This is a genomic window from Roseicyclus sp. (assembly GCF_965662675.1).
Lineage (GTDB): Bacteria > Pseudomonadota > Alphaproteobacteria > Rhodobacterales > Rhodobacteraceae > Roseicyclus.
This window is the reverse complement of sequence record NZ_CBFIIK010000055.1, coordinates 1-16,488: the sequence shown is the minus strand read 5'-3', so window position 1 is coordinate 16,488 and position 16,488 is coordinate 1. Positions and strand designations below refer to the sequence as shown.

At 63.8% G+C, this 16,488-nt stretch carries 18 protein-coding genes and 1 pseudogene; 6 read left to right on the top strand and 13 right to left on the bottom strand.

Annotated elements, in window-relative coordinates; translation table 11 throughout:
* From ACTG4J_RS09570 to ACTG4J_RS09560, 3 genes and pseudogenes are all read right to left on the bottom strand, one after another.
* Positions 1 to 172: pseudogene (locus ACTG4J_RS09570) on the bottom strand (ATP-dependent DNA ligase); the annotation flags it as partial.
* Positions 169 to 1,056, bottom strand: a complete 888-nt coding sequence (locus ACTG4J_RS09565; protein ID WP_439139029.1) for an alpha/beta hydrolase fold domain-containing protein — start codon at positions 1,054 to 1,056, stop codon at positions 169 to 171. The pseudogene ACTG4J_RS09570 and the gene ACTG4J_RS09565, both read right to left, overlap by 4 nt.
* Entirely contained in the window at positions 1,053 to 2,063 is a 1,011-nt protein-coding gene (locus ACTG4J_RS09560) for a ligase-associated DNA damage response exonuclease (protein ID WP_439139027.1), read from the bottom strand. The genes ACTG4J_RS09565 and ACTG4J_RS09560 overlap by 4 nt, the downstream gene beginning before the upstream one ends.
* Before the next feature lie 98 nt (positions 2,064 to 2,161).
* Here ACTG4J_RS09560 and ACTG4J_RS09555 point away from each other — a divergent pair, with 98 nt between their 5' ends.
* The gene (locus ACTG4J_RS09555) at positions 2,162 to 2,506 is read left to right on the top strand and encodes a DUF4177 domain-containing protein (protein WP_439139025.1); all 345 of its coding nucleotides are present in this window, start codon (positions 2,162 to 2,164) and stop codon (positions 2,504 to 2,506) included.
* Positions 2,507 to 2,512: 6 nt separating this feature from the next.
* On the opposite strand, the gene ACTG4J_RS09550 is transcribed toward ACTG4J_RS09555, so the two are convergent.
* The gene (locus ACTG4J_RS09550) at positions 2,513 to 2,770 is read right to left on the bottom strand and encodes a BolA family protein (RefSeq protein ID WP_439139024.1); all 258 of its coding nucleotides are present in this window, start codon (positions 2,768 to 2,770) and stop codon (positions 2,513 to 2,515) included.
* Between the two features lie 76 nt (positions 2,771 to 2,846).
* Here ACTG4J_RS09550 and ACTG4J_RS09545 point away from each other — a divergent pair, with 76 nt between their 5' ends.
* Both ACTG4J_RS09545 and ACTG4J_RS09540 read left to right on the top strand, forming a co-directional pair.
* Positions 2,847 to 3,476 (top strand): DnaJ domain-containing protein, encoded by a 630-nt coding sequence (locus tag ACTG4J_RS09545; RefSeq protein ID WP_439139023.1) that lies wholly within the window; start codon positions 2,847 to 2,849, stop codon positions 3,474 to 3,476.
* Between the two features lie 211 nt (positions 3,477 to 3,687).
* A complete protein-coding gene (locus ACTG4J_RS09540; protein WP_439139022.1) occupies positions 3,688 to 4,881 on the top strand; it encodes an NAD(P)/FAD-dependent oxidoreductase in 1,194 nt (397 codons plus the stop codon).
* A gap of 33 nt (positions 4,882 to 4,914) precedes the next feature.
* Here the strand turns inward: ACTG4J_RS09540 and ACTG4J_RS09535 are convergent, their stop codons facing one another.
* Both ACTG4J_RS09535 and folE2 read right to left on the bottom strand, forming a co-directional pair.
* Positions 4,915 to 6,363: a TrkH family potassium uptake protein gene (locus tag ACTG4J_RS09535; RefSeq protein WP_439139020.1), complete on the bottom strand. Its 1,449-nt coding sequence runs from the start codon at positions 6,361 to 6,363 to the stop codon at positions 4,915 to 4,917.
* A 46-nt stretch (positions 6,364 to 6,409) separates the two neighbouring features.
* Positions 6,410 to 7,501 carry a GTP cyclohydrolase FolE2 gene (gene folE2 / locus ACTG4J_RS09530; protein ID WP_439139019.1) on the bottom strand — a complete coding sequence of 364 codons (1,092 nt, stop codon included), beginning with the start codon at positions 7,499 to 7,501 and terminating at the stop codon, positions 6,410 to 6,412.
* Positions 7,502 to 7,823: 322 nt separating this feature from the next.
* Here folE2 and ACTG4J_RS09525 point away from each other — a divergent pair, with 322 nt between their 5' ends.
* Both ACTG4J_RS09525 and ACTG4J_RS09520 read left to right on the top strand, forming a co-directional pair.
* Positions 7,824 to 8,396 (top strand): peroxidase-related enzyme, encoded by a 573-nt coding sequence (locus ACTG4J_RS09525; protein ID WP_439139017.1) that lies wholly within the window; start codon positions 7,824 to 7,826, stop codon positions 8,394 to 8,396.
* Between the two features lie 116 nt (positions 8,397 to 8,512).
* Positions 8,513 to 9,085: a tetratricopeptide repeat protein gene (locus ACTG4J_RS09520; RefSeq protein WP_439139016.1), complete on the top strand. Its 573-nt coding sequence runs from the start codon at positions 8,513 to 8,515 to the stop codon at positions 9,083 to 9,085.
* Positions 9,086 to 9,094: 9 nt separating this feature from the next.
* Here the strand turns inward: ACTG4J_RS09520 and ACTG4J_RS09515 are convergent, their stop codons facing one another.
* The 6 genes from ACTG4J_RS09515 to ACTG4J_RS09490 all read right to left on the bottom strand — a co-directional run bounded on the left by ACTG4J_RS09515 (position 9,095) and on the right by ACTG4J_RS09490 (position 14,736).
* The gene (locus ACTG4J_RS09515) at positions 9,095 to 9,718 is read right to left on the bottom strand and encodes a chloramphenicol acetyltransferase (RefSeq protein WP_439139014.1); all 624 of its coding nucleotides are present in this window, start codon (positions 9,716 to 9,718) and stop codon (positions 9,095 to 9,097) included.
* A gap of 30 nt (positions 9,719 to 9,748) precedes the next feature.
* The gene (gene phnE, locus ACTG4J_RS09510; RefSeq protein ID WP_439139012.1) at positions 9,749 to 11,083 is read right to left on the bottom strand and encodes a phosphonate ABC transporter, permease protein PhnE; all 1,335 of its coding nucleotides are present in this window, start codon (positions 11,081 to 11,083) and stop codon (positions 9,749 to 9,751) included.
* Positions 11,083 to 11,952, bottom strand: a complete 870-nt coding sequence (gene phnE, locus ACTG4J_RS09505) for a phosphonate ABC transporter, permease protein PhnE (RefSeq protein ID WP_439139010.1) — start codon at positions 11,950 to 11,952, stop codon at positions 11,083 to 11,085. The genes phnE (ACTG4J_RS09510) and phnE (ACTG4J_RS09505) overlap by 1 nt, the downstream gene beginning before the upstream one ends.
* A gap of 66 nt (positions 11,953 to 12,018) precedes the next feature.
* Positions 12,019 to 12,918: a phosphonate ABC transporter substrate-binding protein gene (gene phnD / locus ACTG4J_RS09500; protein ID WP_439139008.1), complete on the bottom strand. Its 900-nt coding sequence runs from the start codon at positions 12,916 to 12,918 to the stop codon at positions 12,019 to 12,021.
* A 53-nt stretch (positions 12,919 to 12,971) separates the two neighbouring features.
* Complete coding sequence (gene phnC / locus ACTG4J_RS09495) at positions 12,972 to 13,799, bottom strand: phosphonate ABC transporter ATP-binding protein (RefSeq protein WP_439139006.1); 828 nt, start codon at positions 13,797 to 13,799, stop codon at positions 12,972 to 12,974.
* Positions 13,800 to 13,950: 151 nt separating this feature from the next.
* The gene (locus tag ACTG4J_RS09490) at positions 13,951 to 14,736 is read right to left on the bottom strand and encodes an ATP-binding cassette domain-containing protein (RefSeq protein ID WP_439139005.1); all 786 of its coding nucleotides are present in this window, start codon (positions 14,734 to 14,736) and stop codon (positions 13,951 to 13,953) included.
* A 315-nt stretch (positions 14,737 to 15,051) separates the two neighbouring features.
* On the opposite strand from ACTG4J_RS09490, the gene ACTG4J_RS09485 reads away from it, so the two are divergent.
* Complete coding sequence (locus ACTG4J_RS09485) at positions 15,052 to 16,203, top strand: alpha-D-ribose 1-methylphosphonate 5-triphosphate diphosphatase (protein WP_439139003.1); 1,152 nt, start codon at positions 15,052 to 15,054, stop codon at positions 16,201 to 16,203.
* Here the strand turns inward: ACTG4J_RS09485 and ACTG4J_RS09480 are convergent.
* Complete coding sequence (locus ACTG4J_RS09480) at positions 16,182 to 16,397, bottom strand: hypothetical protein (RefSeq protein ID WP_439139002.1); 216 nt, start codon at positions 16,395 to 16,397, stop codon at positions 16,182 to 16,184. The genes ACTG4J_RS09485 and ACTG4J_RS09480 overlap by 22 nt on opposite strands.
* Positions 16,398 to 16,488 lie beyond the last annotated feature (91 nt).

The window sequence follows — 16,488 nt, the reverse complement described above, 5'->3', positions numbered from 1 at the left end:
GCAGCTTGGTGGTGGTGATGCTGCGCCTTGGGCGGCGGCCCGACAATAGCGCCACGGTCCAAAGCCGGTCAGCATCGGGGGCGGTGCGGAAATAATCGGCCAAGGCCGCGGTCTTGCGGCTGGTGCGCGTGGTCTGGTCGAGCGCCGTGACAAGGGCCGCGAAATCCTTCATCGCGCGGTCTTTTCACGCAAAAACGCGCCCAAGCCGGCCAAGGCGCGGTCGGCGGCGGGGGCAAGACCTGCGTGGATATGCCAGACATGGGGCAGACCCGGCCACAGTTCGAGTTGCGCATCATCCATCCGCGCGGCAAGTGCGGTGGCGTCATGGGCCAAGACCTCTTCCCCGCCCGCTTGGATCAGGCAAGGCGGCAGGCCCGACAGATCGCCCAACAAGGGCGAGATCACCGGATCGACCGGGTCGCAGCCTGCCAGATAGGCGCGCTGGATGCGGCGCGCCCACTGCGGCGGGATCAGCAACTCGCTCGGCGCGGCGGCAAAGCGCGCGGCGATATCGCCCGACAGGTCGGCTACCGGCGCGATCAGCGCCAAGGCGCGCGGCATCACCCCGCCGGTGTCGCGCAAATGCTGCGCCAATAGCAGCGCCAGATTGCCCCCCGCGCTGTCACCGGCCAGTGCCGCGGGCGCGGTTCCCGCCGCCACCAGCCGCGCATGGGCGGCGATCACATCGGCGCGCGCGGCGGGGCAAGGGTATTCGGGTGCCAAGCAGTAGCGCGGCAAGACCGCCACCATCCCCGCCGCGCGCGCCAGATGCGCGGCAAGGGCCGCATGGGTGCGCGGGCTGCCGATGGTGAAGCCGCCGCCATGGATATACATGATGATCGGCGCACCGGCGGCCACCCCCTCGGGCCGCAGCCACAGCGCGCCGTCGCTGTCCCATGTCATCGCCACATCGCGCGGCACCTTGCTGCCCAGCCGCGCCGACAGCCCAAACAGCACCCGCAACACGGGCTGTGCGGCGACAAGGGCCAGCACCGGCCGATCCACCCCGGTGGCCAAGGCGCGCCAAAAGCGGTCGGCCCAAGTCAATTCGCTCATGCCGCGGCCTCCGCCCCGTCGCCCTCAAGGCTTTCGCCGTCAAAGGCGGTCTGCACGATCCCCGCCTGATAGCCCTGCCCCTCCAGCCAGCGGGCGAAGGGCGTGGTGTAACCATGGGTGACAAAGACCCGCTCGGCCCCCGTCGCGGCGATCGCCGCATTCAACCCCTTCCAATCGGCATGATCGGAGATCACGAAACCCCGATCCGCCCCCCGCCTGCGCCGCACACCGCGCAGCTGCATCCACCCCGAGGCGATGCCCGTCGAGACCGGCCCGAAGCGGCGCAGCCACGCCGAGCCAAGCGCCGCAGGCGGTGCCAGCACCATCGCGCCCCGATAGGGTTTCAGATCAAGCCCCGGCACCACCGCCACCGTCTCGGGTAGCGCGATGCCCTGCGCGCGCAGCACATCGTTCGTGGCGGTGATCGCCCCATGGGTCAGGATCGGCCCGATCGCGGGGTCGAGCATGCGCAAGACCCGCTGCGCCTTGCCCAGCGCATAGGCGGCGATCACGGCGGTCTCACCCTTGGCGCGGGTTGCGGCCCACCAGCCATTGATCTCGGCGGCGAGGCTCGCTTGGTCAGGCCAATCATAGATCGGCAGGCCAAAGGTGCATTCCGAGATGAAGGCATGGCAGGGCACCGGCACGAAAGCCTCGCTCAGCCCGTCATCGACGGTCTTGTAATCGCCCGACACCACCCAGACCTCGCCGCCCACTGCGACGCGGATCTGCGCCGAGCCCGGCACATGACCGGCGGGGTGAAAGCTGATCTCGGCATCCCCGATGCGCAGCCCCTCGCCATAGCGCACGGTTTGCAGGGCGATCTCACCCAGCCTATGGCGCAGCACCGGTGCCGCGCTTTGTGTCGCCAGATACTGCCCATGTCCCGCACGCGCATGATCGGAATGCCCATGCGTGATCAGCGCGCGCGCCACCGGGCGCCACGGATCGATATAGACATCCGCCGCCGGGCAGTAGATACCCGCTTGCTTGAATTCCAAAACCATGGCGGGAAGGGTAGGCCATTCGCACCAAGGTGCAAGCGCGCCCCTTGCGTGTCACGGCCCCAAGCGGCTAAATGCCCGCCGATCCCAAGGGAGGCCACATGCAACGTTACGAGTACAAGCTTGTTCCGGCACCGCAGCGCGCGACAAAGCACAAGGGGCTCAAGGGCGCTGACCTTTTTGCCGCCACGCTGCAAGAGATCCTCAACGCGCTCGGCCAAGAAGGCTGGGAGTATCAGCGCGCGGAAACCCTCCCCGAAGAGGTCCGCACTGGCCTGACCGCGCGCACAACCACCTATCGCCAATTGCTTGTCTTCCGCCGCGCCTTGCCCGATACCACCAGCCAACAGCCCGCACCCGCCCAGATCACGGCACGCCCTGAGGGTCAGCCCAGCCTCGCCAATCTTTTCTTGGACCGCGAGGATGGCAGCGACCCGCGCAATTGACCGCTTTCAGGCGTCGATTTTCAACGCCAGCGCGTGAATCTCGGCCATCAATGCCGGACCGATCGCTGCGTGAACCGCCCGGTGACGCGCGATCCGCCCCATCTCGGCGAAATGCGCGCTGGCGATGACGACACGAAAATGGCTTTCGCCACCCTCTTGATACCCCGCATGACCACGATGCGCCTCGCTCTCGTCGACCACCTCCAGCACATGCGGCTGGAACGCCGCCTCCAGCTTGTTTTTGATTTTCTCGCTTCGTGTCACGATTTATGCCTCCAGCCCCTTCAACTTGCCGCCCGAAACACTAGACTTGTCCCTCCGAGTCGATAAGGGAAGCCCAATGCCCGCCAAAGACCCGTTCAATTTCGACCTGCGCGTGTCAACCGACAAAAAGAAACGCCGCTCCGGTCGGCGTGGCATGTCGGGTGCCTTCGAAACCTCGCAGCGCGTCTGCGAGGCCGAGGGCTGTGAAGAAGCAGGCCAGTATCGCGCGCCCAAAAGCCCCGATAACCTCGAGGATTACAAGTGGTTCTGCCGCGAACATGTGCGCGAATACAATCTGAAATGGAATTTTTTCGAAGGCACCACCGAGGCCGAGATGGAAGCCCAGCTCGATCGCGACCGCGTCTGGGACCGGCCCACCAAACCCTTCAAGCGCAGCGTGGAAGAACGTGCATGGGCACGCCTCGGCGTCGATGACGCCCATCAGGTGCTGGGCGGCAACGCCACCCGCAACCCGGGGCGCTCGGGTGGCGGCGGGCGCAAATTGCCTCCCACCGAGCGCAAGGCGATCGAGATCCTCGATGCCAAGGATCACTGGACCAAGACCGAGATCCGCAAAAGCTACAAGGCGCTGATCAAGGTGCTGCACCCCGACATGAACGGCGGCGACCGCTCCGACGAGGAACGCTTGCAAGAAGTCGTCTGGGCTTGGGACCAGATCAAGGAAAGCCGAAACTTCCCCGATTGATGGGCCCAAACCCGGTTTCTTGTGCTTCTTCGTTTCATAAATATCCCCGCCGGAGGCTGCGAAAGGCGCAACCGGCACGGGCATCGCCCTTGCGGGCCGAAAATCGTCACCACCCCGCGCCGCGCAAGCGGCGCGCCCACAAGCCAGGGCCGCGCAAGCGGCGCATCCCAAAGCCAGCGCTGCAAAAGCGGCGCGTCACGGACCCGACCGCATGACCGCGCAGACCGTCACCACCCTCATCCTCGGCGCAGGTGCCGCCGGCATGATGTGCGCGGCCCATGCAGGGGACGATGTGCTGGTGATCGACCACGCCACATCACCGGGCGAAAAGATCCGCATCTCGGGCGGGGGGCGGTGCAATTTCACCAATCTTTACACCGCGCCCGAGAATTTCCTGTCTGAAAACCCGCATTTCTGCAAATCGGCGCTGGCGCGCTACACGCAATGGGATTTCCTCGACCTCGTGGCCCGCCACGGCATTGCTTGGCATGAGAAAACACTGGGCCAGCTCTTTTGCGACCACTCCGCCAAGGAGATCATCGCCATGCTGCGCGCCGAAATGGCGGCGGCCGCGCTCTGGCTGGAAACATCGGTGGACGATGTGGCCCATGACGGGGCGGGGTTCGTCGTCCGCCTGACCCGCGCGGGCCACGCCGTCACGGTTCGGGCGCGAAACCTCGTCTTGGCCACTGGCGGCAAATCCATCCCCAAGATGGGGGCCACGGGGCTGGCCTATCAGATTGCTGCGCAATTCGGTCATCGCATTACCGAAACCCGGCCCGCGCTGGTCCCTTTGACCTTCGACGAGGCGCAAAAGACCGTCTTCGCGGGGCTTGCAGGCACCGCCGTTGAAGCGCGCATCAGCTGCAACGACGCGCGCTTCGACGAGGCGATGCTCTTTACCCATCGCGGTCTGTCGGGGCCTGCGGTGCTGCAGATCTCCTCCTACTGGCGCGAGGGCGACAGGCTCGCGGTCCGGCTTTGTCCCGAAGTCGATATCTTCGCGCAGCTGCGCCAGCGCCGGGTGGAGGCGGGGGCGAAATCCGTGGCCACCATCTTGGCCGAGATCTTGCCCAAGAAACTGGCCCAACACCTCGTCACCGATTGGGCGATCGCGGGCAATATGGCCGATCAGCCCGACATCGCCCTGCGCGCGCTGGCCGATCGGCTTGAGCGGTGGCTTTTGACGCCCACCTCGTCCGAGGGGTATCGCACCGCCGAGGTCACGCTGGGCGGCATCGCCACCGATGCGTTCAGCTCCAGAACAATGGCGTCGCAGCACTTGCCGGGGCTTTACGCCATTGGCGAAGCGCTCGATGTGACGGGCTGGCTGGGGGGCTATAATTTCCAATGGGCTTGGTCATCGGCCGTGGCCGCAGGCCGCGCCATCGCGGCAAAAACCTGAGCGGCCGCGCCATCGCGGCAAATGGGTGAGCGATCAATCCCGCCAGAATCGCACGCTGAACAGGACGAAGACCGCCAGCAATTCCAACCGACCCAGGGTCATGGCCACGATCATGATCCATTTGGCGGCAACCGGAAACGCCTCCATCGAACCCGAGGCCGCGACCTCCGGCCCATAGGCGGGGCCGATATTGGCAACCGATGTCCACGCAGCAGTGATCGCGGTGCCCGTCGACAAGCCCGTCAGCGACAACAGCACCGCCGTCACCCCCAAGGTCAGGAAGAACATCACCGTGAAGGCCATGACGGAATCGATCACATCGCGCTCGATCGGTCGGCCATCAAGCCGCGGGGCGGTCACGATCGAGGGGCGCAAAAGGCGACGGAACTCGGCCAATAGCGCCTCTTTCAACACCAGATAGCGAAACACCTTGACCGAACAGCCGGTCGAGGCGGTACAGCCCCCGAGCAGCCCGAAGATGAACAAGATGGCGAAGCAGAACCCGCCCCAAGCCATGACATCCGTGCTGGTATATCCCGTCCCTGTGGTATGCGAGACGAGGTTGAACAGCGTCTCGCGCAGCGTCGGCCCAAAGGGCGCGTCCAAGACCAGCATCTGCCACAAGATGATCGCCGCCGCACCATAGGCCATCCAACGCAGGAACGCGCGCACCTGCACATCGCGCAACAGCGCCCAGAGATCACCATTTGCAAGCTGGATGAAGCGCACAAAGGGCACCGCGGCCAAGATCATGAATACCACCGCCGCATATTCAGCCGGCCCCGCGAATGCGGCAAAGCTCTGATCCGTCGTGGAAAACCCGCCCGTCGATACCGTGGTCAAGGCATGCACCACGGCCGCGAACCCATCCATACCCAAAAGCGCATAGACCGCCGCGCATGCCAGCGTCAGCACGACATAGGCGATCACCAGCCCGCGCGAGATATCGATGGCGCGCGGCAAGACCTTGCCCAGCGTGTCGAAGCCCTCGGCGCGGAAGAACTGCATCCCGCCCACCCGCATGACGGGTAGAAAGATCAGCGCCACGATCACGATCCCGAGGCCCCCCAGCCATTGCAAGATGCCACGCCACAGGTTCACCCCACGCGGTAGATCGTCGAGGCCGGAAAAGACGGTCGAACCTGTGGTAGTCACGCCCGAGACGGCCTCGAAATAGGCATCCGTCAACGCGGCATCAGGGGCGCCCAGAACAAAGGGGACCGCCCCGAACAACGGCAGGACGACCCATGTGGAGGTTGTCAGCAAGAAGGCCTGCCGCACGGTCATCTGCGCGAAATCGAAATTGGCCGTGGCCAGCGACACGCTGGCGCCCAAGGCGATGCAAAGCGCCCCCGACACGGCGAAGGATTGCCAGTTCGGATCGGCATCGACCAGGTCGAGGATCATGGGAAACAGCATCGCCAATCCCAACACGATGGTCAGGAGGCCCAGAATATAGCCCACGGGTCTGAGATCCAGCATGCGCGGAGCGTTGGACGCAGCGCGCGCCGCTGTCAAGCAAAGGCGCTTAGCCGCGGTGGATGAGGCTTGCGAAAAGATGCGGGTCGAGGCTGGCCGCCGCGAAGGTCTCGCCCTCGGTCAAGACGCTGACCGCATCATGGCTGTGCAGGCTTTCTTGATGGCTGGCCACCACACGGAAATCGCCCACGCGGGGATCTGCATGCAGCTGTTGGGCAAAAAGCCGCGCCGCATCCTCGACGAAAATCGGGTTGGCGGCGTTGAGTTCAGCAAAGGCCTGTTCATCCTCGCGCTTGACCATCACCTGTGTTTCGGTCGGCACGGCGGCACGCGCCATTTCGATCAGATCCTCGAACCACAAGCAGCCAGCCGCCTCCGATAGCGCGACGGAAATCCGCGCGACCGAGCGTTGCGAATGCGGCGTGGCCAACTGGTTGCGGGTGGCGCGCGCATGCTCGGACAGCTCCAGCGAGCATGGGCAGGTCGAGGAATAGACATAATCGAGATGGACGAGCTTTTGGCGCAGCCCGCCACGCTCGACCAATTCCAGCGCGATATCATAGTATTGATAGCCCGACAGGCCCGAGCGCAGGCTTTTCACCTTGGCCGGAAAGGACAGGCGCATCTGGATACGGGCATCGAAGCTTTCGAGATCGGATTTGTAATCGTCGAGCGCCGCCTCGATCACCTCGAAAGAAAAGGTCTTTTCGGCATGGGCGTAGAAGGACCGCATGATGCGGCTCATGTTGATGCCCTTCTTGTCAGCCTCGAGGCTGACGGTGCCGGTCACGCTGGTTTCCAGCGTCAGATCGCCATTGTCGCGGCTGTGGTAATGGATCGGCAGCCGGAAATTCGAGATGCCGACATGCTGAATCTGCCGGTTGGCCCCCTTGATCAGCGAGGACGGGCCGTTTTGCAGATCGGGCAGACTGGCCTTGTAGTTGGCATCGACATGGAAATCCGCGGGGTAGCGGCGCAGGAATTCGGGATAGCCACCACCGAGCATGCGCGCCAGCGAGGGGTCGAGCGCCGCGATCTCTTCGGCACTGGCGGTTTCCGCCCAAGCCTTTAGACGCGCGAATGCAGTCTCGGCCTCAGCGCGGCTTGGCACATCGGATATCTTGGTGACATGGATATTCATGACGGTCGTTCCCCTTCCAGCCGGTCACGCCTGCGCAACATAGGTCAACCTGACCGTCTTCCCAATCCCGCAGTGCAAAAGAATTACGCATGATGCCCCGTGTCGGATCACTCTGGCGGCCCAAGAGCGGGAACCGAGCAGGCGCGGTGACGGGGTTGACTGCCCCACCCGCGCCGCCACCGCGAACGACAGGGGCGAGGGGGCTGTCGGCCCCCTCGCGCTCCCCCGAGGATATTTATGAAACGAAGAAGCGAAAGGCACGGCGCGGGGTTGCGCGGCCTTGGTTGCGGGGCCAGTCTGACCTTTACAAGAGGAGGACAAGATGCCCCAACCCGATCATGTGTCGATCTACGATCTGCCCGATCCCGCCGATCTGGACGAGGATATGCGCCGCTATTTCGCGGTCTGCGAAGAAAAGCTTGGGATGGTGCCCAATGTGCTGCGCACCTATGCGCGCCACCCTGAAAAGCTGCGGAATTTCATCCAGTATTACAACACCTTGATGCTTGCCCCTTCGGGGTTGAGCAAGCTCGAGCGCGAGATGGTGGCGGTTGTGGTCTCTTCGGCTAACCGCTGTTTTTATTGTCTCGTCGCCCATGGTCAGGCAGTGCGCGCGCTCTCGGGCGACCCGCAGCTGGGCGAGATGCTGGTGATGAATTACCGCGTCGCACCGCTATCACCGCGCCAGCGCGCCATGCTGGATTTCGCCTGGGCGCTGACCACGGCACCTTGGGAGGTAGACGCACCCCATCGCGCGGCGCTGATCGCTGCTGGCTTGAGCGAGGGCGAGATTTTCGATCTGGCCGATGTGATCGGGTTTTTCAACATGTCCAACCGTTTCGCCATTGCATCCGACATGATGCCCAATGCCGCATATCACGGTCAGAACCGCTGAACGCCGGGAGGCTTGCGCCGCGCCAAGATGCAAGATCGGCTTGGTCTTGGACGATGTTGAATTAACCAAGTGTTAACCATTGCCCGCAACTCTTCATGGCAGAGGGGTTTGCCAGCATGGCGCGAGAATCGCCCGGTCCGATGGCCGTGCGTATCGGCATGGGCGGGCCTGCATCAGCTTGGGGTACGGGTGCGAGTATGGCGCGGCAATCGGCATTCGATGAACAAGGCATGCGCGCCGATGGTCAGGCCGGGCCACATTGCGCGGCGCAAACCCCCGAGATGCTGCAGATCGCGATGCGCGCCCATCTGGCGCGCGGCGCGCTGGCGCATGCGCGTGCGGCTGCGGATCGGTTTGCCCCGCATATCGGTCAGGCAAGCGGCCTTGGCCCGTTGGTCGAGGCCGCGCTTGAGATGGGGTATGTGCAGCTTGCGCGCCTTGCCTTGGCCGATGGCGATGCCACAGCCCCGCCGGAGGAGGCCGCGCTGATCCGCGCGCGCATCGCACAGGCGCAAGGCGATCTGGTGGCCGCGCGCGCCATTCTGATCGCCGCGATCGAGGCCATGCCCGATCATCCCGCTACCCGCCGCGCCCTGGCCGAGGTGATGGTGGCAACAGGCACCGCCGCCGATGCGCGCGCGGTTCTGGCGCATCTGGGCGCGCGGCCGGGAGCAAGCCCCACGGAATAGCCCGTGAACTCAGGGCGTGGGGCGGTATTTCGCGATGAATTCCGCAATCGGCAGGGTGCGAAAATCGTCAAGGCCGCGGCGCAGGCGGGCATGATCCCACTCCCACCACGCGATCGCCAAGAGCGCCTCTTGTTGGGCCGGGGTGAAGCGCGCGCGGATCGGGGTTGCGGGCACGCCGGCCACGATCATGAAGGGGGCGACATCCTTTGTCACCACCGCACCCGCCGCGACGATCGCGCCGATGCCCACCGTCACCTCGGGTTTGATGATCGCGCCATGGCCGATCCAGCAATCCGCGCCAAGGCAGGTGCGGCGGCTGGCGCGATGGGCGAAAAAGGCGGCATCGTCTTCGGCATCATCCCAGTAAGTGCTGGACCGGTAGAGAAAGTGATGCTGCGCGGGCTGCGTCCAAGGGTGATCCGTCGGTCCGATCCGCGTCATCGCGGCGATATTGGCGAATTTGCCGACGCTGGTATTGGCGATATCGGCCAGCCGGTCGCAATAGGCATAGTCACCGAAGCTTGAATTGACGATGCGCGCCCCCTGCCCCACCTCGCAATAGGCGCCGAAGGTGGCATTGACGATCTCGGCCCCGGGATGGACGACAGGGGCCGTTGCAGAGAGTTTCGGCATCACAGAACTTTCAGCTGCGACATGATCGGGTCATTCGCCCTTGATCAGCTTGCGCCTGAGCCACCCCGACAACGCATCCATCGCGATGACCAACAGCACGATCAAGATCATGTAATAGGTGACTTTTTCCCAATCCTGCGTGGTCTGGATCGCTTGCGTCAGCATCAAGCCGATCCCGCCGCCGACGATGGCCCCGATGATCGTGGCCGAGCGGGTGTTGGACTCGAGGAAATAGAGGACTTGGCTCAGAAGCACCGGCATCACCTGCGGGATCACGCCGAAGCGGTAGCGCTGCACGGCATTGGCCCCGGTCGATTGCACGCCTTCGACCTGCTTCTTGTCGGTATTCTCGAGCGCTTCGGAGAAGAGTTTTCCAAAGCCGCCCGTGTCCGTGATCAAGATCGCCAAGGCCCCCGTCATCGGCCCCGGCCCGAAGGCCCGGCTGAGGATGATGGTGAAGATCAGCGCATCCACCCCGCGCACGAAGTCGAACACACGGCGCACGGCGAAGCGGATCGCTTGTGACGGGGCAAAGTTCTGCGCCGCGAAAAAGGCCAGCGGCAGCGCGATCGCCGCCGCCCCGAAGGTGCCGAGGAAGGCCATCAGCGCAGTCTCGCCAATGGCCCAAACCACATCGCCATGCCGCCAAACCGAATTGTACCAAATATCGCGCACGACCGATTGCCAGTTGGGCAGATCGGGATAGAGCCGTTCGCCGCCAACAACCGCCGCCATCACCGCGCCGGGCGCCATGCCGCTATACTGGCTTTGCAGATCGAAGAAAAACAGTTCCCAGCCAAGGAAATAGCGGAAGGTGTCGGCGCGAGAGCGCGTCACCGTCAGCCGCCCCTCGGGCGTGGTGACCGCCACGCGGCTGTCCGAGGCGTTGATGAATTCCGGCACCGCCCCCGCCTGTGGCAGTTCGAGGGTCAATGTCTCGCCCACGGTCACGCGGATCGGGCCATAGCCGGGCAGATCATAGGTGATGACCGGCCCCTCATAGGTCACGAGGTGGCCGCCGGTCAGATCCACGACAACGCGCTCATCCCCGATCTCGACCCAGTCGGGTACCTGCGCATCGCTGTAGATCGCGCGCCGACTGCCCTCCACCGAGACATTGGTTTCAAAGCGGCGGTTGTCTTGGGTGACATGAACCTTGTGGCTGACCGCGTCCGACAGCAAGATCACCGCATTGTCCATGCTGGCCCGTTGGGCAAGGCCCGGCACGTCGAAAGCCACGAAGATATAGCTCAGATAGACGAACAGCACCGCCGGAACGGCGAGCGCGATGGCGCGCTTGCGGGCAAAGCCACGGATCGTGGCCTCGCGCAGATCGGCAGGGCTGGCGTGGTCGAGCGCGGCCATTACGCGGCCCTCCCTTGTGTCAGGCTGTTGCGCATCCAGCTGGAGATTTGATCGACCACCACGATGGTGGCGAACAGCATCAGGAAAATGGCGGCGGCTTGGTCGAATTTGCCCTGACCGAAGGTCATGGCATTGCGCAGCTCGTAGCCGATGCCGCCCGCCCCCACGAAGCCAAGGATGGCCGAGGCGCGGATATTCACCTCGAGCCGCAACAGCGAATAGCTGAGATAATTGGGCAGCACTTGTGGGAACACGCCCAGCCAAGTGCGCTGCCACCATGTGGCACCGACCGAGGCCAGACCATCCAGCGGCTTGAGATCGACGTTTTCGTTGACCTCGGAAAACAGTTTGCCCTGTGCGCCCGCGGTGTGGATGGCGATGGCGATCACGGCAGGCACCGGGCCGCCGCCCATGATGAAGATCAAGACCAGCGCGATGACGATCTCGGGCACCGCGCGGAACACATCCGATGTGCGGCGCGCCAGGGGGATCAGGCGCGGCCAATAGGCCAGCCCACGCGTCCCCGCCAAGGCCAGCGCAGTGCCCAAAAGACAGCCCAGAATGGTCGAGACCATGGCGATATTCACCGTCTCGATCAGGGCGGGAAAAGCGTTGGCCGCATGGCCGGGCATATTGGCGGCATTGCGCCATGCCTCGCTGATCAGGTCATGCGGGAAATCGAAAATCCGCGAGATGCCTTCGGCGAAGGTTCCGGCGTTGCGGTCTTCGGCGATCTGGAAACCGGCGGCGAAGGTCACGACAAAGGCCAGCAACAAAAGCCCGCCATACATGCGCTTGCGTCGCGTCAGTGCCAGATAATCGTCTCGGATATCGCTGATGCGCGCGGTGGCGGGCATGACAGTGGCCATGGGGCGTCCTTTGGAAAAACGCCGGGTGCCACCTTTTGCGGCACCCGGCTGATTGATCGCGCCCGATCAGTTCATCTGCGAACGGCGCACGGCGATGATCGTCTCATAGGCTTCGTGGCTGATGGGGTAGAAGCCTGCGGTTTCGCCGGCCGCCACGCCATAGGCGCATTCGGGGTCAGCTTCGTGCAGATTGGCCAAAAGCTCGGTGATGGTGTCCTTGACATCCTGCGGCAGCGCGTTGCGCAGGGTGATCGGGCCTTCCGGGATCGGCTTGGAGCGCCAGATCTCGACAAGATCGTTCATGTCGACGATGCCGCTATCAGATGCGCGACGGAATGCGCCCGAATTGTAGCCGTCGGCCCAGTCGCCCTGACCATCGGCCCAAGCCACGGCGGCGTCGAAATCGCCATTGGCCACGCCGATGATCGACTGCTCGTGACCGCCCGAGAAGACGACGCGGCCGAAGAACTCGCCCTCGGTCATCGGGTAACCTTCGGCAGGCAGCTCGACCAGCGGCACGAGGTAGCCCGAGGTGGAGTTCACATCGGCGAAGGCAAAGGTCTTGCCCTGCATGTCGCCAAGCGAGGTGATGCCGCTGTCGGCACGGGCAAACCCGATCGAGTGGTAGTTGAAGCTGCCGTCGAGGTTGGTCTTGACCAGCACCGGCGAGGCGGCGTCGGGGTCAGCGATATGGATCGCGGCATAGGAGGATGCACCCAACCACGCCAGGTCGATGGTGCCGCCCAGCATGCCTTGGATCACGCCGTTATAGTCGGCGGGGGTGAACAGGCGCACGGGCACGCCCAGCGCCTCCTCGGCATAGGCGCGGAAGCATTCGTTTGATGCCAGACGGTCTTGTGCGTTCTCACCGCCCAAAAGGCCGATATTGAATTGGGTAATCTCTTGAGCCGCAGCAGGGGTTGCGATGGCTGTGGTCAGGGCAAGCAGGGTGACAAGTTTCTTCATCGGATCTCTCCATTGGGTTTTGCCCCAATCCGGGGCGCGGTCGGAACTCAGGGTCAGGCGAGGTTGGCCGCCTCGCGAAGCGCAACAATGGCCGCGCTGTCTTGGGGCCGGCTGATGGCGGTCGAGGTGGCCGCCTCGTTGAAGCTGTCATCCGCGCCATAAATCTCGCGCGCCACATCGGTTGTCAGCTGCGCAGGCGTGCCATCGAAAACCATGCGCCCGTCGCGCATGCCGATCACGCGGTCGCAGTACTGGCGCGCCGTGTCGAGCGTGTGGAGGTTGGCGATGACCATGCGGCCATCCTCGACATTGATACGCTTGAGCGTGTCCATCACGATCTGCGCGTTCATCGGGTCGAGGCTGGCGATGGGTTCATCGGCCAAGATGATCTGGGGGTCTTGCATCAGGGCGCGGGCAATCGCCACGCGCTGTTGCTGGCCGCCCGACAGCGCCTCGGCCCGCTTGGGAGCCTGTTCGGCGATACCCAGCCGGTCGAGGATATCGAGCGCGCGCAGAATGTCCTCGCGGCTCCACAGATTGAAGATCGTCTGAAGGGTCGAGCGGCGGTTCAAGATCCCGTGCAGCACATTCGCGGCCACATCCATTCGCGGCACCAGATTGAACTGTTGGAAAATCATCGCGCATTGGCTTTGCCAGCCACGCGCCTCGGCGCCCTTGAGGGCAAGGATATCGCGGCCATCGACCAAGATACGACCCTCGGTCGCGTCGGTCAGGCGGTTCATCATGCGCAGAAAGGTGGATTTCCCCGCACCAGAGCGGCCGATGATGCCCACAAACTGCGGCCCCTCGACCTTGAACGACAGGCGATCGACCGCGCGTTTCTGGCCGAACAGCCGTGTCACGTTTTCAACTTGCAGCATGCGACCCCCAGCCGTTGTTAGGGGGCTTCTTGCAGCCACAGGTGACGCAGAAGTGACAGATAGATTAATGTTTTGTGACGGGCCAAAAGAACCACCCGATCAAAACGAGCCGGGCGCGCAAGCCACAAGAGCCGAACGACGCTCTGCGCGGTTAGGCGGCCCTGACCATATCCATTGCAAGCGGCGCATCCATAAACGCATCGCCAGCGACGCCGTAAATGTCATGAAGCTGCGCGCGCCCAAGAGCGTCGGGCGCACCGTCGAAGACAATCCGACCTGCGCGTATGCCGATGATGCGGTCACAGCTTGTCATCGCAATCTGAGGATCGCCCAGCGCGCAGATCACGCTCACACCATCTTGGCGGTTGATCGCGCGCAACACGGCCATCACATCGGCGGCTTGTTGCGGTTCAAGCTGGGCGACCGGATCGTCTGCCAAAAGGAATTTGGGCTGCTGCGCCAATGCCCGTGCGATGGCGACACGCTTTTGCCCTGATTGCGACAAGACCTCGACCCGCTGCTGCGCGGCGTGTGCCATGCCTACGCGCGCCAAAGCCTGCATGGCTTGGGCACGCTCGCGCGGGGTAAAGATGCGTGCCTTGGTGCGCCAATGCGGCATGCCCACCAAGAGGCCCGACAGCACATTGGTCATCGCGCTCACCTGACCGACCAGATTGAACTGCGCCGCCATCATCGCACAATCAGACCGCCATTCCCGGAGGTCGCGGCCCGTAAGCTGGGCAATATCAACATCGGCGCGCAAGATGCGTCCTTCGGTTGGGTCGACCAAACGACAAATCATGCGCAACAGCGTGGACTTGCCCGCGCCGCTCGGACCGATCACGCCCAGCATTTGGCCGTCTGGAATATCGACGCAGGCGGCGTTCACGACCATGTCTTGACCAAAGCGACGGCCCAGTTTCTCGATCTTCAACATGGATTTTGCCCTTTAACCGCCACGCCGGAAATCGTGGATCTGCGGCCCGCGACCACAGCACCCCGCGCGGTCAAGCGTTGTTGCAGTTTTGTAAGACCGCCATGTCGCCGGGATGAAGAATTCATGACAAAGCGCAGATACGACCGCCGCAAGGCCATTGCCGGCATCACGAACCAATAGGCCGCAAGCGCCTCAGCCGTCGCGCCCCATACCGCGAGAGACACCCCCCTGTGCGCTGTCACAAAACAATCATCTGCGCGAGATTTTACTGTTACCTGCACACTCTCCAGAGGGCGGCAGCCAAAGGAGTGCGCGATGCTCGACACCAACCCTGCCCCGACCCTTACGCTCAGCGATGCGTGCATTGTTACCCCGCGCGGTATCGTCGAGGGCGCGCTGCGCATCGAGGATGGCGTGATCGCGGGCATAGGTTCGGTGCGCGAGGGCACTAGTCTCGGTGGTGCTTTCTTGATCCCCGGTATCGTCGATCTGCACACTGATCATGTCGAGCGTCACACCCACCCGCGGATTGGTGTGATCTGGCCGCTCTTGGCAGCCCTCATGGCCCATGATGCGGTGGTGATCTCGGGCGGTACCACGACCGTGTTCGACAGCCTTTCGGTCGGTGCCTCCATGAAACGGCCTGAACGGCGCGAAATCCTCGAACCGCTGGTCGCCGCCTTGTCTGAGGGCCAAACCGCAGGTGTTTTGCGCGCAGATCACCTGCTGCATCTGCGCTGCGAGATTTCCGATCCCGAAACAATGGCGCTGCTTGATGCGACCATCGCCCATCCGCTGACCCGACTTGTTTCTGTCATGGATCACACGCCGGGCGACCGCCAAAGCCCCGATGTGGCGAAATGGTTCGACCATATGATCCACGAAATGGAGGTGGACGCATCCACCGGCCAGCTCATGATGGATGATCTGCTGGATCGCTCGCGCAACATGGGTGAAACGGTACGCGCCCATGTCGTGGCCAAAAGCCGCGCGGCCTCGCTGCCCCTGATGAGCCATGATGACCGCAGCACGGACCACGCCGATCAGGCCGCGGCCGACGGGATGGCGATCTCGGAGTTCCCGACGACGTTGGCAGCCGCACAACGCGCCCGCGAAAAGGGCATGTCCATCGTGATGGGCGCGCCGAATTACCTGCGCGGCGGGTCCCAATCGGGCAATATCGCGGTGGCCGAATTGCTGGCCCACGGTCTCGTCGATGCGCTGGCCTCCGACTACGTGCCGCGCTCGCTTCTGGATGCGGCCTTTCGGCTCGCCGCAGATCCCGCCACACCGCATGATCTGCCCGCCGCCATCGCGCTTGTCAGCGATGCGCCCGCACGCATGACGGGCCTTGGTGATCGCGGCCGGATCGCGCAAGGTTTGCGCGCCGATCTTGTCGCCGTTCGCGTGATCGCAGGCCAGCCGGTCGTGCAAGCCGTCTGGCGTCAAGGAAAACAGGTGTTTTGATGCAACCCATCCAAATCGGCGCGGCCTTGATGGTCACGGATCTCGCTCGCTTCCGCGACTGGCTGATCGCGGGGCAACGTGACCTCGAGATTCAGGATTTTCTCTTGCCAGGCGTTCTGACCGGCGATTGGCAGGCCCGCGTCGATGCGGCCAAGGCCCAGCTCGATGGCTTTTCCGGGCGTCTCGGCATCCATGGCCCCTTTTATGATCTTGTCCTCGTACATGGCCGATCTCGAAATCGCCTCCATCGTCGCGCGACGGTTTGAGACGGGCGTCGCCGCCGCT